The 19539-nt window shown below is 59.3% G+C and carries 17 protein-coding genes; 7 read left to right on the forward strand and 10 right to left on the reverse strand.

Annotation, left to right across the window (positions count from 1 at the left end; genetic code table 11):
- Positions 1-1151: 1151 nt before the first annotated feature.
- From VGG64_28960 to VGG64_28975, 4 genes are all read right to left on the reverse strand, one after another.
- Positions 1152-1760 (reverse strand): hypothetical protein, encoded by a 609-nt coding sequence (locus tag VGG64_28960; protein ID HEY1603667.1) that lies wholly within the window; start codon positions 1758-1760, stop codon positions 1152-1154.
- Positions 1761-1972: 212 nt separating this feature from the next.
- Positions 1973-2668, reverse strand: coding sequence for a hypothetical protein (locus tag VGG64_28965; protein HEY1603668.1), 696 nt, complete (start codon positions 2666-2668; stop codon positions 1973-1975).
- A 254-nt stretch (positions 2669-2922) separates the two neighbouring features.
- A complete protein-coding gene (locus VGG64_28970; GenBank protein ID HEY1603669.1) occupies positions 2923-3117 on the reverse strand; it encodes a hypothetical protein in 195 nt (64 codons plus the stop codon).
- On the reverse strand, positions 3092-4366 hold the full coding sequence (locus VGG64_28975) for a hypothetical protein (protein ID HEY1603670.1): 1275 nt from the start codon (positions 4364-4366) through the stop codon (positions 3092-3094). Before VGG64_28975 ends, VGG64_28970 begins: the two co-directional genes overlap by 26 nt.
- Positions 4367-4694: 328 nt before the next feature.
- Here VGG64_28975 and VGG64_28980 point away from each other — a divergent pair, with 328 nt between their 5' ends.
- Positions 4695-5405: a prenyltransferase/squalene oxidase repeat-containing protein gene (locus VGG64_28980; protein ID HEY1603671.1), complete on the forward strand. Its 711-nt coding sequence runs from the start codon at positions 4695-4697 to the stop codon at positions 5403-5405.
- Positions 5406-5467: 62 nt separating this feature from the next.
- On the opposite strand, the gene VGG64_28985 is transcribed toward VGG64_28980, so the two are convergent.
- Positions 5468-6535 (reverse strand): SMP-30/gluconolactonase/LRE family protein, encoded by a 1068-nt coding sequence (locus tag VGG64_28985; GenBank protein ID HEY1603672.1) that lies wholly within the window; start codon positions 6533-6535, stop codon positions 5468-5470.
- A gap of 412 nt (positions 6536-6947) precedes the next feature.
- Here VGG64_28985 and VGG64_28990 point away from each other — a divergent pair, with 412 nt between their 5' ends.
- Positions 6948-8027 carry a DUF3500 domain-containing protein gene (locus VGG64_28990; GenBank protein HEY1603673.1) on the forward strand — a complete coding sequence of 360 codons (1080 nt, stop codon included), beginning with the start codon at positions 6948-6950 and terminating at the stop codon, positions 8025-8027.
- Positions 8028-8087: 60 nt separating this feature from the next.
- On the opposite strand, the gene VGG64_28995 is transcribed toward VGG64_28990, so the two are convergent.
- The 3 genes from VGG64_28995 to VGG64_29005 form a co-directional block, all read right to left on the reverse strand.
- Complete coding sequence (locus tag VGG64_28995) at positions 8088-8486, reverse strand: hypothetical protein (protein ID HEY1603674.1); 399 nt, start codon at positions 8484-8486, stop codon at positions 8088-8090.
- 87 nt (positions 8487-8573) lie between these two features.
- The gene (locus VGG64_29000) at positions 8574-9557 is read right to left on the reverse strand and encodes a zinc-dependent alcohol dehydrogenase family protein (protein ID HEY1603675.1); all 984 of its coding nucleotides are present in this window, start codon (positions 9555-9557) and stop codon (positions 8574-8576) included.
- Between the two features lie 142 nt (positions 9558-9699).
- Entirely contained in the window at positions 9700-11439 is a 1740-nt protein-coding gene (locus VGG64_29005) for an acyl-CoA dehydrogenase family protein (protein ID HEY1603676.1), read from the reverse strand.
- Positions 11440-11813: 374 nt separating this feature from the next.
- Here VGG64_29005 and VGG64_29010 point away from each other — a divergent pair, with 374 nt between their 5' ends.
- The 3 genes from VGG64_29010 to VGG64_29020 all read left to right on the forward strand — a co-directional run bounded on the left by VGG64_29010 (position 11814) and on the right by VGG64_29020 (position 13010).
- Positions 11814-12137: a hypothetical protein gene (locus VGG64_29010; GenBank protein HEY1603677.1), complete on the forward strand. Its 324-nt coding sequence runs from the start codon at positions 11814-11816 to the stop codon at positions 12135-12137.
- Between the two features lie 79 nt (positions 12138-12216).
- Positions 12217-12582, forward strand: a complete 366-nt coding sequence (locus tag VGG64_29015; protein ID HEY1603678.1) for a hypothetical protein — start codon at positions 12217-12219, stop codon at positions 12580-12582.
- A 5-nt stretch (positions 12583-12587) separates the two neighbouring features.
- A complete protein-coding gene (locus VGG64_29020) occupies positions 12588-13010 on the forward strand; it encodes a phage holin family protein (protein HEY1603679.1) in 423 nt (140 codons plus the stop codon).
- Positions 13011-13146: 136 nt separating this feature from the next.
- Here VGG64_29020 and VGG64_29025 read toward each other — a convergent pair whose 3' ends face one another.
- The gene (locus VGG64_29025; protein ID HEY1603680.1) at positions 13147-13863 is read right to left on the reverse strand and encodes a hypothetical protein; all 717 of its coding nucleotides are present in this window, start codon (positions 13861-13863) and stop codon (positions 13147-13149) included.
- Between the two features lie 758 nt (positions 13864-14621).
- Between VGG64_29025 and VGG64_29030 the strand changes: the two genes are divergently transcribed.
- Together VGG64_29030 and VGG64_29035 are read left to right on the forward strand one after the other, a co-directional pair.
- Positions 14622-16316 carry a transglutaminase-like domain-containing protein gene (locus tag VGG64_29030; GenBank protein HEY1603681.1) on the forward strand — a complete coding sequence of 565 codons (1695 nt, stop codon included), beginning with the start codon at positions 14622-14624 and terminating at the stop codon, positions 16314-16316.
- A gap of 17 nt (positions 16317-16333) precedes the next feature.
- On the forward strand, positions 16334-17365 hold the full coding sequence (locus VGG64_29035) for an alpha/beta hydrolase (GenBank protein ID HEY1603682.1): 1032 nt from the start codon (positions 16334-16336) through the stop codon (positions 17363-17365).
- 113 nt (positions 17366-17478) lie between these two features.
- Here VGG64_29035 and VGG64_29040 read toward each other — a convergent pair whose 3' ends face one another.
- On the reverse strand, positions 17479-19323 hold the full coding sequence (locus VGG64_29040; GenBank protein HEY1603683.1) for a redoxin domain-containing protein: 1845 nt from the start codon (positions 19321-19323) through the stop codon (positions 17479-17481).
- Positions 19324-19539: the final 216 nt, after the last annotated feature.

Here is a 19539-nt window from a genome sequence, read left to right on the forward strand (position 1 = left end):
AAAAATCTGGACTCTGTAAAAATCTCAGTCTCACGTGGCGGGTATGGTTCGGGCCTGGGCGATACCCGGTAGTCGATTGTTCTTACCACTACCGGGGGTCGATAGATGTCCTGCACGTGCGATGCCTTCGGGGAGCCTAAGCTCCTCGAATGTCCATTTGCAAGAGTAACGAACGATTATCTGCATCGATTGTCGACGCAATTACGCTCGGTAAATTCTGTGCTGCCACATGGCGAAGCGGGCGACCATTAATCTGCACATTGGCACGCTACGCTTGCCGGTGCGTACGCTGTGCGTATGGCTAGCGTGTTGGTGTCATTCGTCGTTGCTGTCTTGGCGAACTGTGTCGCTGTGCAACGACGTGACAAGGGCAGGTCGAGGGCAGGGGCATACACCGATAGATCGTGCTGTGGTGGTGCTGTTCTATCGGCTCCGTGCGATTGTTGTTTTATGCGTTCGTGATCTCGCCTATGCACAGGGTACAGCTCTACGGCGTCTAAACTCGCGGCCCTGATATTTCGACAACTATTGCGACAGGTATTTGCGAGGGTGTTATTGGGGGCGATGGCGTAGGGGCTGATATTGGGGAGATGTAGAACTGGCCAAGGGTGTTAGCCTTGGCCAAGTGTGCTTTGTGGTTGTTGTTGGTGTGGTCAGATTCTTGTTCGTTTGATACGTGTTGTGGCCCCACATAGCTTGCAGCGACGTACCTCTACGCGGTAGTGGGCGATGGCTGCTGTACTGATGATTGTTCCATCAGTTGCGGTATGGGTCTCGGTGACTGTGATCTTTCCATAGTCGCCGTATCGTCCTGGGACGTGCCAGCAAAGTGATCTGAGGTAGGCGAGCATGGTCTAGCTCTCCTGGGCTGTCGTGGTTGTTTGCGGATGACTTGCCATTTATGGCGTGCGACTTGCTTGATTCGTTTCTTACGGCGAAGGATTCCCAAATGATTTGTAATCAGTTTGCTCGTGAATTTCGTGATCTTCGCAATCTCGGGATTGCTTATCGGTTCGGTGGCGTTTAGCAGGAGTTCGTTGATGCGGTACGACTTGGTATTTACCAATGCTCCGAATTCGTCGCGTATGTCGTGCCGTGATGGTCTTCCGCTCATCTTGATGCGGTGTTTGCGTTTTCCCACGATGATGCTCCTACTTGGTGGGTTTCTTGCTGGTCAACTTGTACGATCCATCCTCAGTCTTTGTGGCGAGTTCTTGTCTCACCATCCACTGCATGTGCCCTTTGCAGCGATCTAGCGGTACGCCAGATGCCTTGGAAATGTGGTCTACCGTTTTTGCTTTCGCTGACAACGCGGCATTAATTGCTCCTGCGGCTGTGGCAATCCGCACGCCGAAGCGATCACGCTTGGGCTTGGCGGGCTTGGTTGCTTTCTTGGTTGCTTTCTTAGTGGTGGTCTTGGCTTTTTCCTTCGCGACTGTCTTGGCAAATTTCTTGTCATCGGCTGCCAAACGCTTTTTGATTGCGACTGCTGACATGCTCTTAATCTCCTTCAATGTTTGTGGGGACGCGGGACTTTTGACTAACGATGGTGGCAATGGGCGATGCTCCATTAGGAATTTGGGATCAGGCTTTTCGACTCTTGGGTTGAGGCCGGCTAAAAGCAGGCTGCGATAGCGACGGCGGGCGGTAATGATCTCCACGCCGTGATAGAGCTTGCTGCTCCGCCCGCCCGTCTTTTCGCCTTTGTAGTCCCAGGTCAAAACGATGGCAGGCATTCTTCCGCTGATCGCCGTTGGCATCTTAAGCCCTCTGTTGGTAAGGGGTTACGCTCCAAGCATAACCCCCTCTACAGAGGGGTGCAATGGGCCTTTTGCGGGCCTGCGGCGATAGCATGGCCCTAGGGGGCATTTTCGAGTGCCGAGGGGCTTACGGGGGCAGCCAGGGGGCTTAAACGGGGGCTTAGTGGGCCACGAATGGGCCTACTGACGTGATGCAACGGCGTAGTGATCGGCTATAGCAGTTTTTTGCCTTTGATATTCGATGGCAGTATGACGATTTCTTTCTCGTTTCTACCGTTGAAGTACGCGATCACATCTTTCTTCTGACACGTGCCAGTTCTTACGACGGGTTTGTTCGTGCCGAAGCATAATCGTTTGGCAAACCATTTCGCCTTAGCCTTGTCCACAGTCCATGAAAGTCCGTTGTGTTCGCCACCACGATAGATGGTGAGGACGTCGGGCAATTTCTCGAATGCCTTCCGGTCGTCCTTTTCCATGATGTGATGCCGCATGGATCTCGTCGCCGAGAGAAACGATTTCCATAACTTCATTTCTTGCCAAAGGAATTCGGAATCAATCCAAATCTTGCCTAGTAATCGCCAGAAATCTTCGTCTGGTGCGTCTTCCATCGGTAGGTCGAGGAATGCCCTAAGCCGATCGGTCCTAGGGTGCATAAATACGTATGCTTCCCAATTTCCATCGGCGATGGCCTTATCTAGCGTTGATGTCATCGACTCCATTTTGTTCTGGACTAACGCATTGAATTGTGCGGCAAGGACTTCGATGTCTGCCGACCACACCTTCGGTTTGTCGTTTTTGCTCTTCTTTTTGGCAACCTTCTTCGACGATTTCCGCGTAGTCTTGCCCTTGGCCATGCTCACCCCCGGTGCGGTCAGATTCGTGGTGGATAAAAACCCATTTTGCTCCACGAATATAATCTAGGGCTGGCCTATCCTCCCACTACCAAGTGGAATTGGTGTAATGCTCATTCGTTGGGCTTGCTTTTTCGCAGTCGCGGGAGCGATTTATAGTGCTCTTTTCTTCGTAATTTCTAGTGCTTTCAAACACCACACCACCAATACCACCCCTATTACGACCTTTGCGTCTTCAAGAAACCCCTATTTTTCTAGGGTATTTCCATGTCGTGGGGTGTCACAAAACGTAGTGTAAAAACCCCAGTTCATCAGTGCCTAGAATGGTTGATAAAGAGCTGGTGCTGTGCGAACCGTTCCCATACCTCTTCCACGTCACGTAGCACGCATTCAACCTCGACCTTGGCTGTCCAGTCGCCAGTTGATGCCATCAGTTTACGCATCGAATTGCGGGCCTCGTGCAGATGACGCATCACGCTGTTATGCAACTGCTGTTGTTGGGTCACGATAGCTCTCCAAACTGAGGTTAGGCCGAACTCCATAGCGGTTGAATTCGGCCAGGATCATTCGTCGGACCAGCCCTACATCTGCACGCTTCATCAGGAATGAATCATGCACGGTATACAGAGCTAGTTTGGGCCGTTTGGCCCTGATCTTGTTGCAAATCCCTCTGATAAAAATGGTGGCTTCGTAGTTTTGCAATATCCACGCCGATCGGCGGTAGTCGGTTCGCTTTAACTCCTCAAGCATGGCAGCCACTGAGGGATAGCGATCCTCAAACCGGTTACGCAATTTCGACCGCCATGACGGTTTGCCGAAAAATACCTCCGCGTAAAACCGAGTCTTAAACCGGTTGCGATCCTCGCCCCTCTCCATCAGGCTTTCGTAAAACCGCCCTCGCTCGCATAGCTCGATATACTCCTCCACGTCAGGGTGTCGATCTGCCTTGGTCGCGGGTTGTTGGTCCGCATACCGATAAGGATCTCTGCCATCCTCGAACGTACGCAGCAACAATCTCTGCTTACTTTTCCCGGCTCGAAAAAACTGCCTTGCACAAATGCCAGCGATAAGCGGCTGGCTGTTGGCTAGGTCGAGTGATACCAGCGGTTCGCCGTCGACCCGCAAGCAGGGGCGTAGCTGCTTGGCAAGTGACGTTATCGGGGTATGCACACGGCCGAACCGATCGCACGTCAACGGTAGCTCTCCATCGACGAACTTCTGGCAGGTTTCCAGCAACTGCAATCGGTACGCCCCTACCGTCAACGTGCTACCCTCATCAGGCACCATCGTGGCTACGATCGACTCTGCCAGCGGCATGTCAAACGTCAGCACCGCTAGCCTTCGCTTAAGCCATTCATGCACCGGCAGCAGCGATACCGTAGCGGTCCCATACGCGACCCGAATGGCGTGGTCGACCGATTCATCACGGCACCTCACTCGGCGGGTGTGACGATAGCCTGGGGCCAGTCGAAAGCCATACGACTTGTGGCCCTGTTGGGCTTGCTTGTCACACTGCACTACTCCACTGTCAATCAGTGCATTGCGGAGTGTCTTGTAGACACTGACGGGAATGACTTTCGTGAGATAGTCGTACTTGAGCCGTATGTACCCTCGGTTGTCTGCCTGCCAACTAATCCACTTCCAATGCAGCAGATTCAAAAAGTAGTGGGCGTAGTCGCGTTGCGACTTGGGGAACATTTTTGGGTCGTACATCACTGGGATGTAGAACGATGCCGGTTTATCCGTCCATGCCATGTCGAAATTCTTCCTTTCAAATGGGTGACCCGATCGGCTGTCATGCGAAAGGAAGAATCACAACAGCCGATCGGAATCGACGCGGGAGCGACCCGCTACCCATTAGTATTTTCTGCGTATCCTCGAATTGACTTCTGGTTGCCCTCAATTGGTTGCTATGTCGTTACTCGCACACCCGCTAGGCCAGCCCCTCGGCCCCATCGCGTACGGGGCTCACTGACCGCCGATCGACTGCCAAGGCCCCTCGGTTCGCCTTTGGGTGCCGAAGGCCCTTAGGGGGTCGCTGGCGGGCTCGGTTCGACCCGTCGCCCCCTGTTTAGCCCGATAGTTGTGCCGTTTACGACGAAAAGCACGGTATCAATGGGTTTCATCGTCGAACGATGCCGCCACGACGGGCAAGCTGCACCCGATCACACGCCAGGCGCTCGACAAGATGTGGACGCTACAGCGCGAAGACGGCGGATGGACCTGGCTGAAGTGCGATTGGCCGCCGATGGAATCCGATGATCATTTCGGCGTTGCGTTTGCAGCCATTGGGGCGGGCGTCGCGCCGGACGGATACGCCGACACGCCGGCGGCCAAGGCCGGCTTGGACAAGATCCGCACCTACCTGGCGAACAACCCTCCGCCGACCTTGCATCATAAGGCGATGGTCATGTGGGCCTCGACGTACGTGCCGAACCTGATGACCGATGCCGACCGGCAGGCGTGCATCGATACACTGCGCGGCCTGCAGCACGACGACGGCGGTTGGGGGCTGGCCACGCTGGGCAACTGGCAGCGCGGCGACGGCACACCGCAGGACACCGCGGCCAGCGATGGCTACGGCACCGGCTTCGTCATCTATGTGTTACGTCGCGCAGGAATTGCGGCCGACGACGCGCAAATCCAGCGTGGCATTACCTGGCTCAAGACCCATCAGCGGGAAAGTGGCCGCTGGTTCTCGCGGTCGTTGCACGCGGACAGCAAACACTATATTTCGCACGCGGGCACGGCCTTCGCGCTATTGGCGCTGGCCTCTTGCGATGCGGCGAAGTAGGGACACGACGATGGAATGGTGCGATCGACAGTGGCAGCGCGCCAGTCGTTGCGGGGCTACTGCTACTTCTTCCACGGAATGTGATAGCCGTCGACGTTGAGCCTAATGCGGTACAGCTTCTTGTCGACGGTTACATACAGCGTGCTTGCCTCGGCGCCGATCCCGAATTCGCAATTGCTCGGCAAGCCTTCGGTCGCCTCGACGTCGGCCGCTACCGTGGCCGTGGGAATAAAGGCCAGTTCCTTGCCTGCGGGATCGAGCACTAGTATTCCCGGCCGCTTGGCGCTGCGTGCCGCCAGGTAAAGATTCCCTTGCACGTCGATGGTCATGCCGTCGCAGCCATCTTCCTTGCCGAAATCAATCAAGGTGTGGCGTGGCCCACTGACCGTGCCTGCTGCAGACAAGCCGAAGGCGTAGACCTTCATGGCACCTTTCGCCGGTTTGACGCCGGCCTGGATGCGATCGCTGCCGTTGTTGGTATCGGCAACGTACAGTGTCTTCTGGTCCGGGCTGATGGCGATGCCGTTGGGCTTTTCGACATCGTGCGTCACTTCATTCACCTTGCCGTCGGCGTCGATCCGATAGACGGCCCGCTGCTCGAGCTCGCGCGGTTCAGTTCCCAAGTAACGCGGATCGGTGAAATAGATGCGTCCTTGCTCGTCCAGACATAGATCGTTGGGAGCGTTGAAGTGCTTTCCCTGATAACGGTCGGCGAGCGTCGCGCGCTCGCCCGTCTTTACGTTCCAGCGAGACACGCGGCGGCCCCCCTGGTCTGAACCCTCGCAGGCGATGAGTTGGCCCTGGGCGTCGAATGCCAGTCCGTTTGCTTTGCCGCTGTCGGCCGTGAAGGTTGACGTTTTTTGCGTGGCCGGATCGAAGCGGACGATTAATCCATGGTCTGCCCCTTCCGGGATATCGGTGAAGTAAATGCTGCCGTCGGGGGCAACCGCCGGACCCTCGGTCAATCCGCCGGCGATTGGCGCGGTGCGCGTGTAGAGCAGCTCGAGCCGTGCATTGGCAGGCACAATATCATTGTCGGCTGCCAGAACCGCGCGCGGTGCCAGCGAAACCACGAGCAGCAGAGCCGCCACTACCGGTCGCCGGCATTTTTCGTTGATCTTGATGCGCATGATTAACTCCGCGAGGGGGGCCGCATAAGGGTGGCGTCCTATCTAGGGCGCAGAGGGGCACTTTAGTCTGCTGGCGGAGGCTATGCCATAGTGGCGATCTGCTTGTAATGAGGCCGACGGTTAGGACCGATGCGGTCGGGGGGCATTACGTAAGCGCAATTGGCCGGGGTACCACGCCCACGCCAAGTGTGGGCGTGCGAAGTAAGTTTTGACGCCAAGACATGCCCACGCCAGCGTGGGCATGGCACCGGGCCCAAGATTTTTAGCTTCCTGCGGACTCGTCTCTGCTCTGGGCCCACGATGCTGGTCGATTTGCACCGTCGCGGCGAGTCGTGTCTAATCGAAATTGTTCGGGAACGTGGAACTCAAAAACATCGCACGCCATACCCGTCATCCCTTCGGAGGTCCTGCCATGACACGCGACAACCGTCCGTGCCCGGATTGCTCTTCTTCGGACGCCGTAACCGCTGTTGATTCCGTGAACCGGCGCGACTTTTTGCGCACGGCCGGGGCCGTAGGCGCGGCGGCTACCTTGGGTTCGTTGCCGTTGTGGACGCCTGGGCGAAGTTGGGCGGCCGATACGGCGGCGTCGAGCAGTTCGTCCCCCGAATCGTTGGTGAAGGTGCTCTACGATGCGTTGAAGCCTGAGCAGCGCGCCAAGGTGTGCTACTCGTGGGACCACACCGACCCGAAGCGTGGTTTGCTGCGTACCTTTGTCGCCAACAACTGGAACATCAACGACCAGGAAATCAACAGCGACTTTTACACCGACGACCAGCGGGCGATTGTCCGTTCGATTTTCGAAGGAATCATCCAGCCCGATTGGCACAAGCGGATCGACCAGCAGTTGCAGGACGATGCCGGCGGCTATGGGGAGCAACAGAGTCTGGCCATCTTCGGCACGCCCGGCGCCGATAAGTTCGAGTTCGTCATGACAGGCCGCCACATGACTCTGCGTTGCGACGGCAATTCGAACGATAGCGTGGCCTTTGGCGGTCCGATTTTCTACGGGCATGCCGCCGATAGCTTCAACGAAGGCCCGACGCATCCGGGCAACATCTTCTGGCCGCAGGCCGTGGCCGCCAACAAGGTGTTCCAGATGATGGACGAGAAGCAGCGCAAAGCGGCGCTCGTCAAAAGCCTGCCCAACGAAAGCAAGGTGGGCTTTCAAGGATCTTCTGGTGGCTTCCCCGGCATCCCCGCCGCCGAACTATCGAGCGATCAGCGCGAAGAGTTGCAGAAAGTGCTGCAAGTTCTCTTGGAGCCGTATCGTCAAAGCGACCGCGACGAGGTCGTGGCCTGCCTCAAGGCGCAGGGCGGGCTCGACAAATGCTCCCTTGCCTTTTACCAGGACGGCGATATCGGCAACGACAACGTATGGGACTGCTGGCGTCTGGAAGGCCCGTCGTTCGTGTGGTACTTCCGCGGAACACCACACGTCCATGTGTGGGTCAACGTGGCCAGCGATCCGTCGGTGAAGCTGAACGCGTAAGCGGTCGATCAAGGCCTCAAACGATCGCCGGTCGTCAACACAGCCGAAATGGTTGCGGATTCAAGGCGCGCGGCGGTACGCCTCGCGCTCGAATGGGTTGTCCCAATAGGGGCTCCGCCCCGCGAGCCACAGTGCCAATGCGCACAGTCCATAGGCAGGCAGGAAGGCCGGCCCCCAGCGTTCGTACTGCGCGACGTGTACCAGTTCGTGCTCGCGCGAATCGTCAAGCGCCCGGCGATCGACCCCCAGGACGACATGACCGAGCGTCATCGCCGCGGCACCCTGGACAAGGGGCGCGTGTGCCAAGAACCGCGTCACTGCGCCGCCCCAGAACTCGAGAATCCGGCCTCTTCGGCGGCAGCCTCCGCCGGTCGCCAGGCCGATAATCCCCATGAGCAATCCCAACGCCGTCGCGGGCGATACCCACACGATCAGTATGATTGCGCGTAGCGCGGCCATATACGCAATACCTGCTCCCAGGCGGTTCCAACGTCTGGATCTAATTGTGACGCCGCCACTGCCACTATGGTTCGACGGATCGCAAATCTAACCCGGTGTCAGTAGCACCTTGCCATCGCGGCCGGGCTTCATGGCATGTTCGAGGGCATCTTTAATGCGCGACAGCGGATAGGTTGCCTCGACCGGGGCGCTCAGCTTTCCTTCGGCAACGAGCTTGATCAAAGGACCGAAGACTGCCATTTGATCCGCGGGCGTTGCCTCGCTAAACCAATGGGCAAGCCAGAATCCCCGCAGGCTCACCTTGCGAAAGATCAAGTCTTGCTGCGCCACGCGGCACGGTTCGCCAGAAAGAGCGCCGTAGTTGACCACCGTGCCGCCAGGTGCGACCGCATGGGCCAGTCGCTGCGTGGCTTCGCCGCCGATGCAATCGATGGCCAGGCGGATCGAAGCTTTCTCGGTAGCTTCGGCCACACGCTTGTGTAGATCCGGTCCGTCGACTACCACCGCATCGGCGCCAAGCTTCTTGAGGGGTTCGATCAATGCCTCGCGCCGCACGACATTCACAGTGCGCAAGGAACGGAGCTTGGCGAGCGTGATCAAGTACGAACCAACACCGGAGTTGGCAGCGTTCTGAATGACCCACTCGCCCGCTTTCAGATCAACGATGTCGCGCAGCAAGAGCAGAGCCGTGGGTGGGTTCACGGTGAGCATCGACAACTGCTGGCGGTTAGCCTCGGCAGGCATAGGTAGCAATCGTCCAGCCGGCACCAGCATTTGCTCGCGCCACGCGCCGACGCCGGCGGGCAACAAGACGATGTCTCCGGCCTTAACGTTTTTCACCGCGCTCCCGACCGCGATCACGCGCCCCACCCCTTCGTTGCCTGGCACGGCCGGCAACTTGGGAAGGATTCCGTATTGCGCCGACAAAGTCAGCACGTCAGAAGGGTTGATCGGCGACGCTTCTAGCGCCAACAGGGCCTGGTCGGCGGCCGGAGAGCCAGGATCGGGCAGCTCGACACAGCGGGCAACTTCCAACGGGTGCCCGAAACTTTGAATTTGTACAGCTTTCATGGTGCGATGATTGCCTTGGCGTTATGAGGAAAGTTGGTGAATGAAGTTAGGGAATTACCTGTGTTCAAGCGTTGCAGGGTCGCTCGGCAACTGCTGGCGGCGAGACAGCTACGATACGGTGCCCGGCCCTTGCTGCGACTCGTTACATCGACGGCCGGGCACTGGCGGGCGAGCGTTCGCGGAGCGGAATACCACGAGCCAATGCGTCGCTCTGCGCGCGCCAGTCGAGATTCGCCGCCACGAGCGGGGCGAGCTGCCGCTGGCACCAACGCTGCGCGACCACGACGCCCTGACTGTCGCCGTGAGCATGGACAGACCATTGGGCATCGTCAAGCAGCAACGCCGCGGCCATCAGTCGGACCAGACTGTAGGCGAACCCACGCGCTCCGGCTTGCACGTAATCTCGTCCTTCGGCCAGTGCCACGGGAAGGTAGGCCCGCAAGCGGTTGGCCGCTTCGCGCGTCTGTGCCACGGCGTCGCTAAGCTCGCCCAACGTTACTCCGGCGGTCAGTTCGTCGATTTCGGCCAGAAACGGGCCGAGCGCATCAGACTTTTCGATCGCCCGCAGCGCGTCGAGGCTGAGCACATTGGTCGTTCCTTCCCAGATCGACAGGACCTGGGCATCGCGCAACAGTCGCGGCAAGCCTGTGTTCTCGACGTAGCCGGCGCCGCCAAATCCTTCGACCACTTCGCTGGCGCCGGCCACCGCTTGCTTGGCGGTATACAGCTTGGCCAGCGGCGTGAGCAGTCGCAAGACGGCCGATTCGTCCCTGGTGGCGGTGCCGCATTCCTCCTTGCCCAACAGCTCCAAGGCACGAAAACCCAACTGAAACCCGGCCTGGAAATCGACGGCCAAATCGGCCAGCGTTTCAACGTGCAACGGTTGGTCGATCAACTGCTTGCCGAAGACTTCGCGACGTTGGGCATAGTCGCGCGCCAAGGCCAGGGCGCGGCGCATTCCTGAAAGGGCGCCGATCACATTGTGTAGCCGGGTGATGTTCACCAATGTCGTAATATTGCGCACGCCATCACCGGGTGCGCCGAGCATTTTGGCCCTCGTTCCCTCCATGCTTAGTTCGGCAGTGGGGAGGCTGCGCGTGCCCAACTTGTCCTTTAAACGATGGATCAGGATGTTGTTCAGCGCGCCGGCCGAATCGCGTGTCTCTAAATAGAACAGCCCCAGACCGCGGCTGCCTGGTACGGTGTTGCCTCCCGCGTCCTCGACACGGGCGAGGGTCATCGTCATTTGCGCTGTCGTGGCCGATGTGAACCATTTGGCTCCGTAGAGACGAAACCAGGGGCCGCGCTCGTGCTGGGCGATTGTCTCGGTCCGGCCCACGTCGGAGCCGCCAGTGCGTTCGGTCATCCATTGCCCGCTGGTCCAGAATTGGTGTGGGTCGCGCGATATCAAATGGAAGTACGCGCCCGATCGCAATTCGTCATCCCCCATCACTTCGATCAATCGCGCGGCGCCGTCGGTCATGGCCAACGGACAGGAATAGGTGGCTGACGACGGATTGAACAGGTACAGCTTCGCGAACTGGTAGAGCCTAGAAAGGGGACCAAACTTGCGCTCGTAGCCGATGGCGATCAAACCCTCTTCGGCACTGACCCGATCGAGTTCCTGCCAACCGCGGGCAGTCTCGATGTGGTCGATCCGCCGACCCCACGGATCGAACTGCACCAGCTGCGGTTCGTGTGCGTGGGCATCCTCACCCATTGCCAGAATATCGCCCACCACCCGGACGCCGAATCGCTGCAGGTCGGGCTCGATTTCGGCCAGCTCGTCGGGCGGGATGTGCCGGGCCAGGTAGCGGCGCAGGACGTGATCGTCGTCGTACTGATTGCCAAGTGCTGGCGGATCTTGAAAGAATTCAGTCATGGCGAGTTATGCCTTGAATGCGGAGGCGTCCAATCGCTTCGAGCGAGGCGAGTACCAGGAGCTGTAGAGATGTGTCGATGGGTGCCGAGCGGTCTGCGAGTAAATATCCAGCGCGGCGCTTGATTCTATCGCTGCGCGGCGGCCTGCAACAAATCGTTCCGGCAAAAATGCTGGCTCTGTGCGGTCGCGGATAGGAGGTGTTTCGGGCGGCGCTGGCACCAGTTTTGCTGCTTTTTCCGGCCACACCCGGCGCCGCCCACAGTGGCCGGCCAATTGTGGGCTCGGCGGCCGTGAGCTACGTTCAAACAGGCACATGCCGGACGTGCAACTTGGGAAAATCCCGCAGAACTCGCCAGAAAGTGATGGGTAAGCCTGTGAGCGTGCCAAACCATGATCCGTCCGAAGGTCGTTCAGAGGCCGGCGGAACTTTCGAGAACCTCGGCCGTAAGTTAGACGAGCGGCCCGAGGTGCAGGCAGCCCAAGAGGCCCTGCGACATGCCCAGGAACAGCTCGAGCGCGCCAAGCAACAGTATCACGAAATCCGTGCCCAGGCCGTAGAGGGAATGAGCAAGCCCGAGGATCGCAAGGTCAGCGACCTGGTTGCCACGGCCCTGGAAATGGTGCGAAAGCACCCCGGACCGGGCGTACTGGCGGCCGTTGCCTTGGGCTGGTTTGCGGGACGTATTTTCCGGCGTTAGTTCATTCGACATCGCTCGCCCGTCGGCCTGCGAAACTGCCTGACTGTGGCGGACTTTTGTTGCCAAGAGGCTTTTCCCAATGTCCGGCTATCGCATAACCGATCGCGAGATTTTGCTCCGCAAGCGGAAATTGCGGGCCGAGATCGCGCGCTCGCGCCACGCGACACGAACAACCTTGGCGACCCTATCCGGCGAGCGTAGAAGGCTCACGTCCTGGCGGACCTATGTCCGCCGTTTCCCGGTGGCAACGCTGGGAGCGTCGTTCGGTGTCGGCATGTGGCTCGCAGCGGCCCGTCCGGGCGGAAAACTGCCGCGCAGCCTGGCGTCGACCGCGTTCCGCTGGGGATTCGCCGCCGTGCAATCGGGCGTCCTCAGTGATCTGAAGTCCCTCTGGATGGCTTACCAATCGCGTGGTGCAGGCCCCGGCGCCGACATGGATACGTAGAACGAATGGCTGACGACGAAGATTCGCTGTTTGGTCCGACGGTGGCCGAGGTAGGCCGCCTGCGGGACGAGCTGCGCGAGCATGTCGCCATGCGTTGGCAATTGGCACGACTGGAATTATCGGTTGCCTTCGCCGATCTAAAGCGGTTGGCAATCTGCCTGGCCGTGGCGGGTCTGCTGGCCCTGATCTCACTGCCTGTCGCCGTCGTGGCGGCGGCCGATGCCTTGGCCGGGCAGCTTGGCATCGACCGCACCGGGTGGCTGTTGATCTGGTTCGCCGGGCTGGTGGTCGCCGCGGTCGCCACGGGGTGGCTTGGCTGGCGACGATTCCGGCAACACTTCGTCGGACTCGAAGAGACGCTGGAAGTGCTCAGGGAAGACCAAGCGTGGGTCGAGTCGCTGACCGCACGCAGCAAACGATCTCCGTAGCAAATGACCGTCTTGGCCGTTGTCGCGCGTCGATCAGGCTCTTATTCGTAGCACGCGAAGAATTGCGACATGCGCCGCTTGAGCTGCCAGGAATGGCTACCGACCGGCATCAAGTTGCCAGAGCGGCCCGGTGGAATTAACCCACGCCGGGGCGGGCATCCATATCGCACATCGAGTCCATGCCCAGGCGCGTCTTCAACTCTTCGAATTGGCGGAAGTAGTTGTCGCTGGAAGAGTGAACGTGCTCGGCCTCGGTGATGAACTTCATCTGGTCGTCGCAATGGATCGAGCGGTCCTGGAAGACGTGCTCGAAACCGCGCAGATCCTCGCCGTAGACGATCAGCAGTTTGTGCTCGTCGAACTGAACTTCCTGCGGGGCGGCGGGGTTAAGCACCGCGATACCGACGCAGCCGTCGTTCAGCAACAGCTCTTCATAATCCCACAGGATGCTTTTCAGCACCGGCATGTCGATATGCTCGCGGTACAGGTCGACGTGCCCTCGCTGCTCGCGATTGTGGCTCGTCTCCAATACCACGTCGACCTCCGAGCCCAGCGGATCGAGGAGTTCCATGAACAACTCGAACAGCTCCTCACGCGAGGCGGATCCCATCAGCACGGGCACAGAGCAACGGCTGTCGGCGTCGTGATAGACGTCATGCCGAAAGCCTTGCCGTGGGACTACCTGCAAGTTGTAGGACGGGCGGATGGCATCGGTCAGCGTAAAGTCGCCATAGCGAGCAACGCCCAGGTGCGCCTCGAGCTCCGATTCGCTCAAGCGCTCGAAGCTGCTGGTGCCGGTTGACACCTCACCGTCGCGAAAGACGTTTCGGAATATGCGTTTCAAGAAGCCCATTGATCGAAAGGTCCCGAGTCAGTTGTGTGGGCAGTAATGCTTTGTGACACGGCCGGCGAATGACCGATCCTTAAGCAACCCTAGGTTACGCTCATGGCTCATATTCCCCAGAGGACGTCGAATGTCGGTCCGGGGGCTGTGTAGGTCGGCAGAAACGGTATGATCGGATTCCTCAGCACAACGCGCACCGACGAGCCGAGGGCCCCCTGTCGCTCGTACGGATTGCGCTTTCGGCCGGTTCGCGACAGCGCGATCGGCCGAAGAGTCTCGGAAGTTCCTCGAAGTTAGTCTAGCACTTGGCTCCGGTGGCGGAGCCCAACTGGTCAAACGGTACGGTGAAATTCGTCCCGCTGCCAAGAAAGAAATGCGCGTCACGAAAGGTTTGTCATCGGCGGAATCCTCGCAGGCGAAAATGCCGTCGCTTTCTGCACAGCGTACCAACAAAAATAGGAAGCCCTTCTCACGCTTGCCTGCGTGCGAAATGACTTCCCTGAGTCGCTCGTATCTGGTTTTGGTCGTGCCCGCAATGGCCGACAGCACTCATTCTAACGGCGGTACACGATTCCGTCGCGTTTTTTACCGCCGCCAAGATCTGCTACTACTAGGTTACGTTGCGTAGGTATATTTCGTTCGGTCCGTTTTTTCGTTCGCGTAGCAGCCGGGTAATCCAACTATCCTGGCTGTGCGTTCGGCCGAGGCACCCGATCCGTGCTGCCGATCGGCCGCTAGCAACCACGGACTATCGAGGAACAATGCCCGTGTCCGAGTTAATGTGCGGCACCGCGAAGTGCCTGCGACTGCTGGCGATGCTATTGATGGTTTTGCCGGGGTGCGCGCCGCAAAAATCGACGTTGCCTGATGCATCGGCCACAGACTTGTCGGCCACCTCCCCAGCGGCAGCCGACTCACCGGCAACTGTGCGGCGCGTCTCGGCCGGCGATCCACCGGTCGCCAACAGCGTTGAGCCGCTCTCGGCAACAGGGCCCGACGAGCGTCTTGCCAGGTTGGTCGGTCAGGACAGATGGGACGTTTATTACCTCGGCGGGGCACGATTCGGTTACGGATCGACGCGCTGGCGACGCATGGCCGACAAGCCAGACCTGATCGTCGCCTCAGGCATGCTGCGGTTGTCCATCAAGCGCTTTGGCGAAGTGAGCGATTCCGAAGTTAGCATGTCGGTTGTCGAAACCACGGCCGGAGAAATCCGCAGCTTCGAGTCTGACGCGCGGCTCGGACCGACGCCCAACAGGGCCCGCGGAAAGCTCGTTGCCGGCACGATGCAAATCACGCTCGATTCCGGCGGCCAGACTCGCGGCAGTAGCATCGCGTGGCCCAAGGGGACTGGGGGATACTTTGTCGTCGACGAAGAACTGCTCTGCCGGCCCATGCGGCCCGGCGAGCGGCGTACCGTGCGATCGCTGATGCCGATTTTCAACCAGATTGCCGAGATCGAGCTGCGGGCTGTGCAACTCGAATCGACCGAATTGCTCGACGGCCGGCGGGAACTTTTGCGGATCGAAACGACGACGAAATTGCCCGGCGCCGACCCGATGGAAGGTGTCATGTGGACCGACCGCGACGGCGAGACCGTCAAGACATTGACCACGGCGCTCGATCAGGTCGCCTATCGTACGACAAAGGCGATCGCACTGGGCAAGTCTGAAGCCGCGGGACTCGACCTGGGAGATCGCTCGCTGGTGCGGCTTGCAAAACCGCTAGCCGATCCCCATCGCGCTAAGGAAATACACTATCGTTGTCATCTCGACGAGGGGGATCCGGCCCGGGTGTTTTTGTCTGATGCGAGCCAGCAGGTCACGGCGATCGATCCGCACACCGCGGAAATTGTCGTGCGGGCGCTGCGGCCCGCGGCGTCGGGGGCTGAAGGTGGGACAGGGGATCGCGCGTCAGGTAGCGCCGGTACGGGCGAAGCAGCAAAAACCCCCACGGATGATGATCGGCAGCCCAACAGTTTCATTCAGAGCGATAATCCGCGGATCGTGGCGATGGCGCGCGAGGGGGCAGGGAACGAGAAGGATCCCTGGCGCACCGCTGTGGCCCTGGAACGATATGTCCGCGACAAGGTGAAGGTGAAGAACTACTCGCAGACCTTCGCCACGGCCGCGGATGTCGCTCAGAGTCTCGAAGGCGATTGCACCGAGCACGCCGTCCTGTTGGCGGCACTATTGCGTGCGCGTGGGCTGCCAGCCCGCGTGGCGATCGGACTAGTTTACGTCCCGGCCGAACAAGCTTTCGGTTTTCACATGTGGACCGAGGTTTATGTCGACGGACAGTGGATCGGAGTCGATGGCACGTTGGGCCTGGGAGGAATCGGCGCCGGCCATTTGAAACTGGCCACGTCGAGCCTGAAGGAAGCAACGGCATTCTCGAGCTTCTTGCCCGTGGCCCAAGTGTTGGGGAAGCTCAAGATCGAGGTGCGCGACGAGAATCGATAAACGCGGAATTCAAGTCGATGAGCTGTCCAGCACTCAGCGATGGTCGATTCCTGCACGACGAACGCCGCTTGAGACAGATAGAACCTATGCAAAGCACGAAGTTCACACTGACCACGCCTGACGACGTGTCGCTGCACGTTTATCGTTGGCAGTCGCCAGGTCCGGTCAAAGCGGTGGTGCAGATCGCCCATGGCTGGGTCGAACACGCGGCGCGATACGGCCGGCTGGCCGAGGCCCTGTGTGCGGCGGGCTACGCCGTATTTGCAAACGATCACCGCGGGCATGGCCGCACGGCGCGCTCTTCGGCCGAACTGGGTTTCTTTGCCGAGCGCGACGGCTGGAACCACTGCGTTGCCGACCTGTGGCAGCTTCATCAGCGAATCGCGGCCGAATTGCCTGGCGCGCCCATCATCGCAATGGGGCATTCGCTCGGTTCGTTTATGATTCAGCAATTCCTCAGCGAGCATGGCAATGCGGTCGCCGGCGCGGTGCTTTCGGCCACCAACGGCAAGCCCCCGGCTATTGCGCCGCTGGCGCTTGTTCTGGCACATGCCGAGCGGCTGCGCTTGGGCCGGCATGGCACGAGCAAGATATTGCAGTACCTGTTTATTGGAGCATTGAACAAATCGTTTGAGCCGGCGCGGACGCCGTTTGACTGGCTATCGCGCGACACGGCCGAGGTCGACAAGTATCTGGCTGATCCGCTGTGCGGCTTTTCGCCGCAGGTGCAGGCGTATCTGGACGTGGTACACGGGCTGGCCGAGATGTCGCGATCCGCGCGACAAGCGCGCATCCCGCAGCAGTTGCCGATTTACATTTTCTACGGCAGCCGCGATCCGGTGGCGGTCAATATGAAGCAACTGCGGGCGGCTTACCGAACGGCCGGGCTCGCGCAGGTCACGTACAAGGAATATCCCGACGCCCGGCACGAGACATTGAATGAGATTAATCGTGACGAAGTGACGCGAGATTTAATCGCCTGGCTGGACAGCGTCGTCGATCGCGCGAGCCAGACCGCCGGCGCAACGAGTGCGCCGCGCGGCGCCTGACCCTGTCCGAGCTGGCTTTTCGGCAAGCCTACAAAAAATGCCCACGCCGCGTGAGCGACATGGGCATCGTTTGTAGTTTCATATTCTGTCGCAACCTTTGGCGGCCGCGGCGATTACTCAGGCGCGGCCGAGGAGCTGTCTCCTCCCTTATCGCCACCAGAGGATTTTGCGCCGGCTACTTTTTCAGCCGTGCGGTCCTCTTTCGGATCGATCGACGTGTAGAAGCCGAACATCATTTCTTCCCACGTCTGTTCACCGAATTTGACGGTGGCCGTCGGGTCGGGGTTGGCCAGGTTGTCGGCCGAATTATCGAAGTGGGCCGTGCATTCCAGTCGCGTTCCCTTGGGCATCAGCTTCGGCTCGGCCAAATAATAACGCAGTTGCCAATTGAAGTCGTACTGGGGAACATCGAGCAGGACTTCTTTGGTGCCGTCCGGATATTGCGCCTCGAACTTGAAGCTCTTGCCGCGCAGATGCATGTGCGGCATCAGGCTCAACAGCAAGGTGTCTTTCAGAAAGCGGTGCTTCCCCTTGATTTCGAAGTTGCCGTCGCCAGGCGGAATCTTGAACGCCACGTCGCCGATCATGCCGTCGCGGAGCGTTTTCTTTACCGTCTTCGGATCCGCAAACTTGAACCCCACCGCGCTACGATCGTCTTGCGCCGTGCCGTTGGGGGTGTAGTGCAGTTGGAAGACTAATTTCGCCCCGGCCGGTACGAACGTGGCCGTGCCTGCCGGATTGGTATGCGGAGGCGTTCCCGGTGCATAGCCGGCCAGGCCGCCGCGGCCCCCTTCAAACTCGTCCTGCCCTTCGACCTTGATGAAGACGATGATGTGATGCACTACGCTGCGATTGCTCGGTCGGCATTCGCTGGCCTGCACCCACTTGTCTTCTTTCCAACCGGGATCGACTGTGAAGAACTGATATTCAACAGTTCCTTCCGCCGGAACTTTGTAGGCTTCGTCACTCATGTAGCAGATCTGATCCGGCGTGCCGATCTGCCAACCATCGACAAACTGGCGCGGCGCCGGCAACTTGTTGGTGTCCCCTTCGGGGCAGCCGTTGGCGATCCAGGTCGTGATGAGTTTCTTTTCGTCCTCAGTCAGACGGGCGTCATTGCTAAAGTGCCCATGACCTGGGTCGGCAAACCAAGGAGGCATTTGTCCGCCGGCAACCACCTCGCCAATCATTTCCGCCCAACCTTGCACCTCGTCGTACGAGGTCATGGCAAACGGGGCGATCTCGCCCGGCCGATGGCAATTGACGCAGCGATCGTTGAAGATTCGCGCAATCTGGTTCGCATAGGTTACATCGCCGTGCGGTTCATGCTTGACACGGCCAATCAGGCAACCGTCGGCCTTGGTCATGGGCTTGGCCACTGGCTTGCCCGCCAACACTTCGTCGATGGCCGAGGCGAGGAAACGTTCATTCAACTTGGGCTTCACGTAGCCGGCTCCGGTCTTGAAGCCGTATTGATCATCAATGCGACCGCAATAACGAATCGTCTGGTCACCATCGAGCAGGAAGACCTCGGGCGTGCGCTGCGCACCCATCGCGTCGGCCAACTTGTTTCCCAGATCCTTAAGGACGGGAAAACCGAGTTCGTGACTCTTCGCGAATGCCGCGATGTCCGAGAGCGAGTCTTGCAGGTTGGCGTCGACGCCGACGAACGCAACACCCTTGGATGCAAACTCCTTGGCCAATTCGGCCAAACGCGGCGCATAGATCTTGGCGAGCGGGCATTCGGCGCCCAGGAAGACGACGACTGTGGCGTTTTGCCCCTTCAACTCGCTCAGCGAGATGTCGCGGCCGTGATGGTCGGGCAATGAGAAGGCTTCGATCTTTCGACCAATCGGCGAGGCGTCGGCCGTGGCCGCTGCCGCCATCGACGCTTGGCAGACCGTGGCCATCACGACACCGACAAATCCGATCGCCGCGAGGAGGCCGATACGCCGCATGTGTCACCTTTGAAAATACGTGTGGTTGGCTTTTTTTCGCGATACGCGGCTGGGAACCAATCGAATCGGCTGGGTGGAAGTCGCTTCGAATCAATTCGGCCCAAATCGCCTTGCGCGCTAAGTAATTATTTGACCATGATCCGCGTTACGAAGCCAGGGCAAAATGGCGAGAAAGGCGAAGCTACGGCAGCCGATGCGCTCGGGACGCATGCGGCT

This window comes from Pirellulales bacterium, from assembly GCA_036490175.1.
GTDB lineage: Bacteria > Planctomycetota > Planctomycetia > Pirellulales > JACPPG01 > JACPPG01.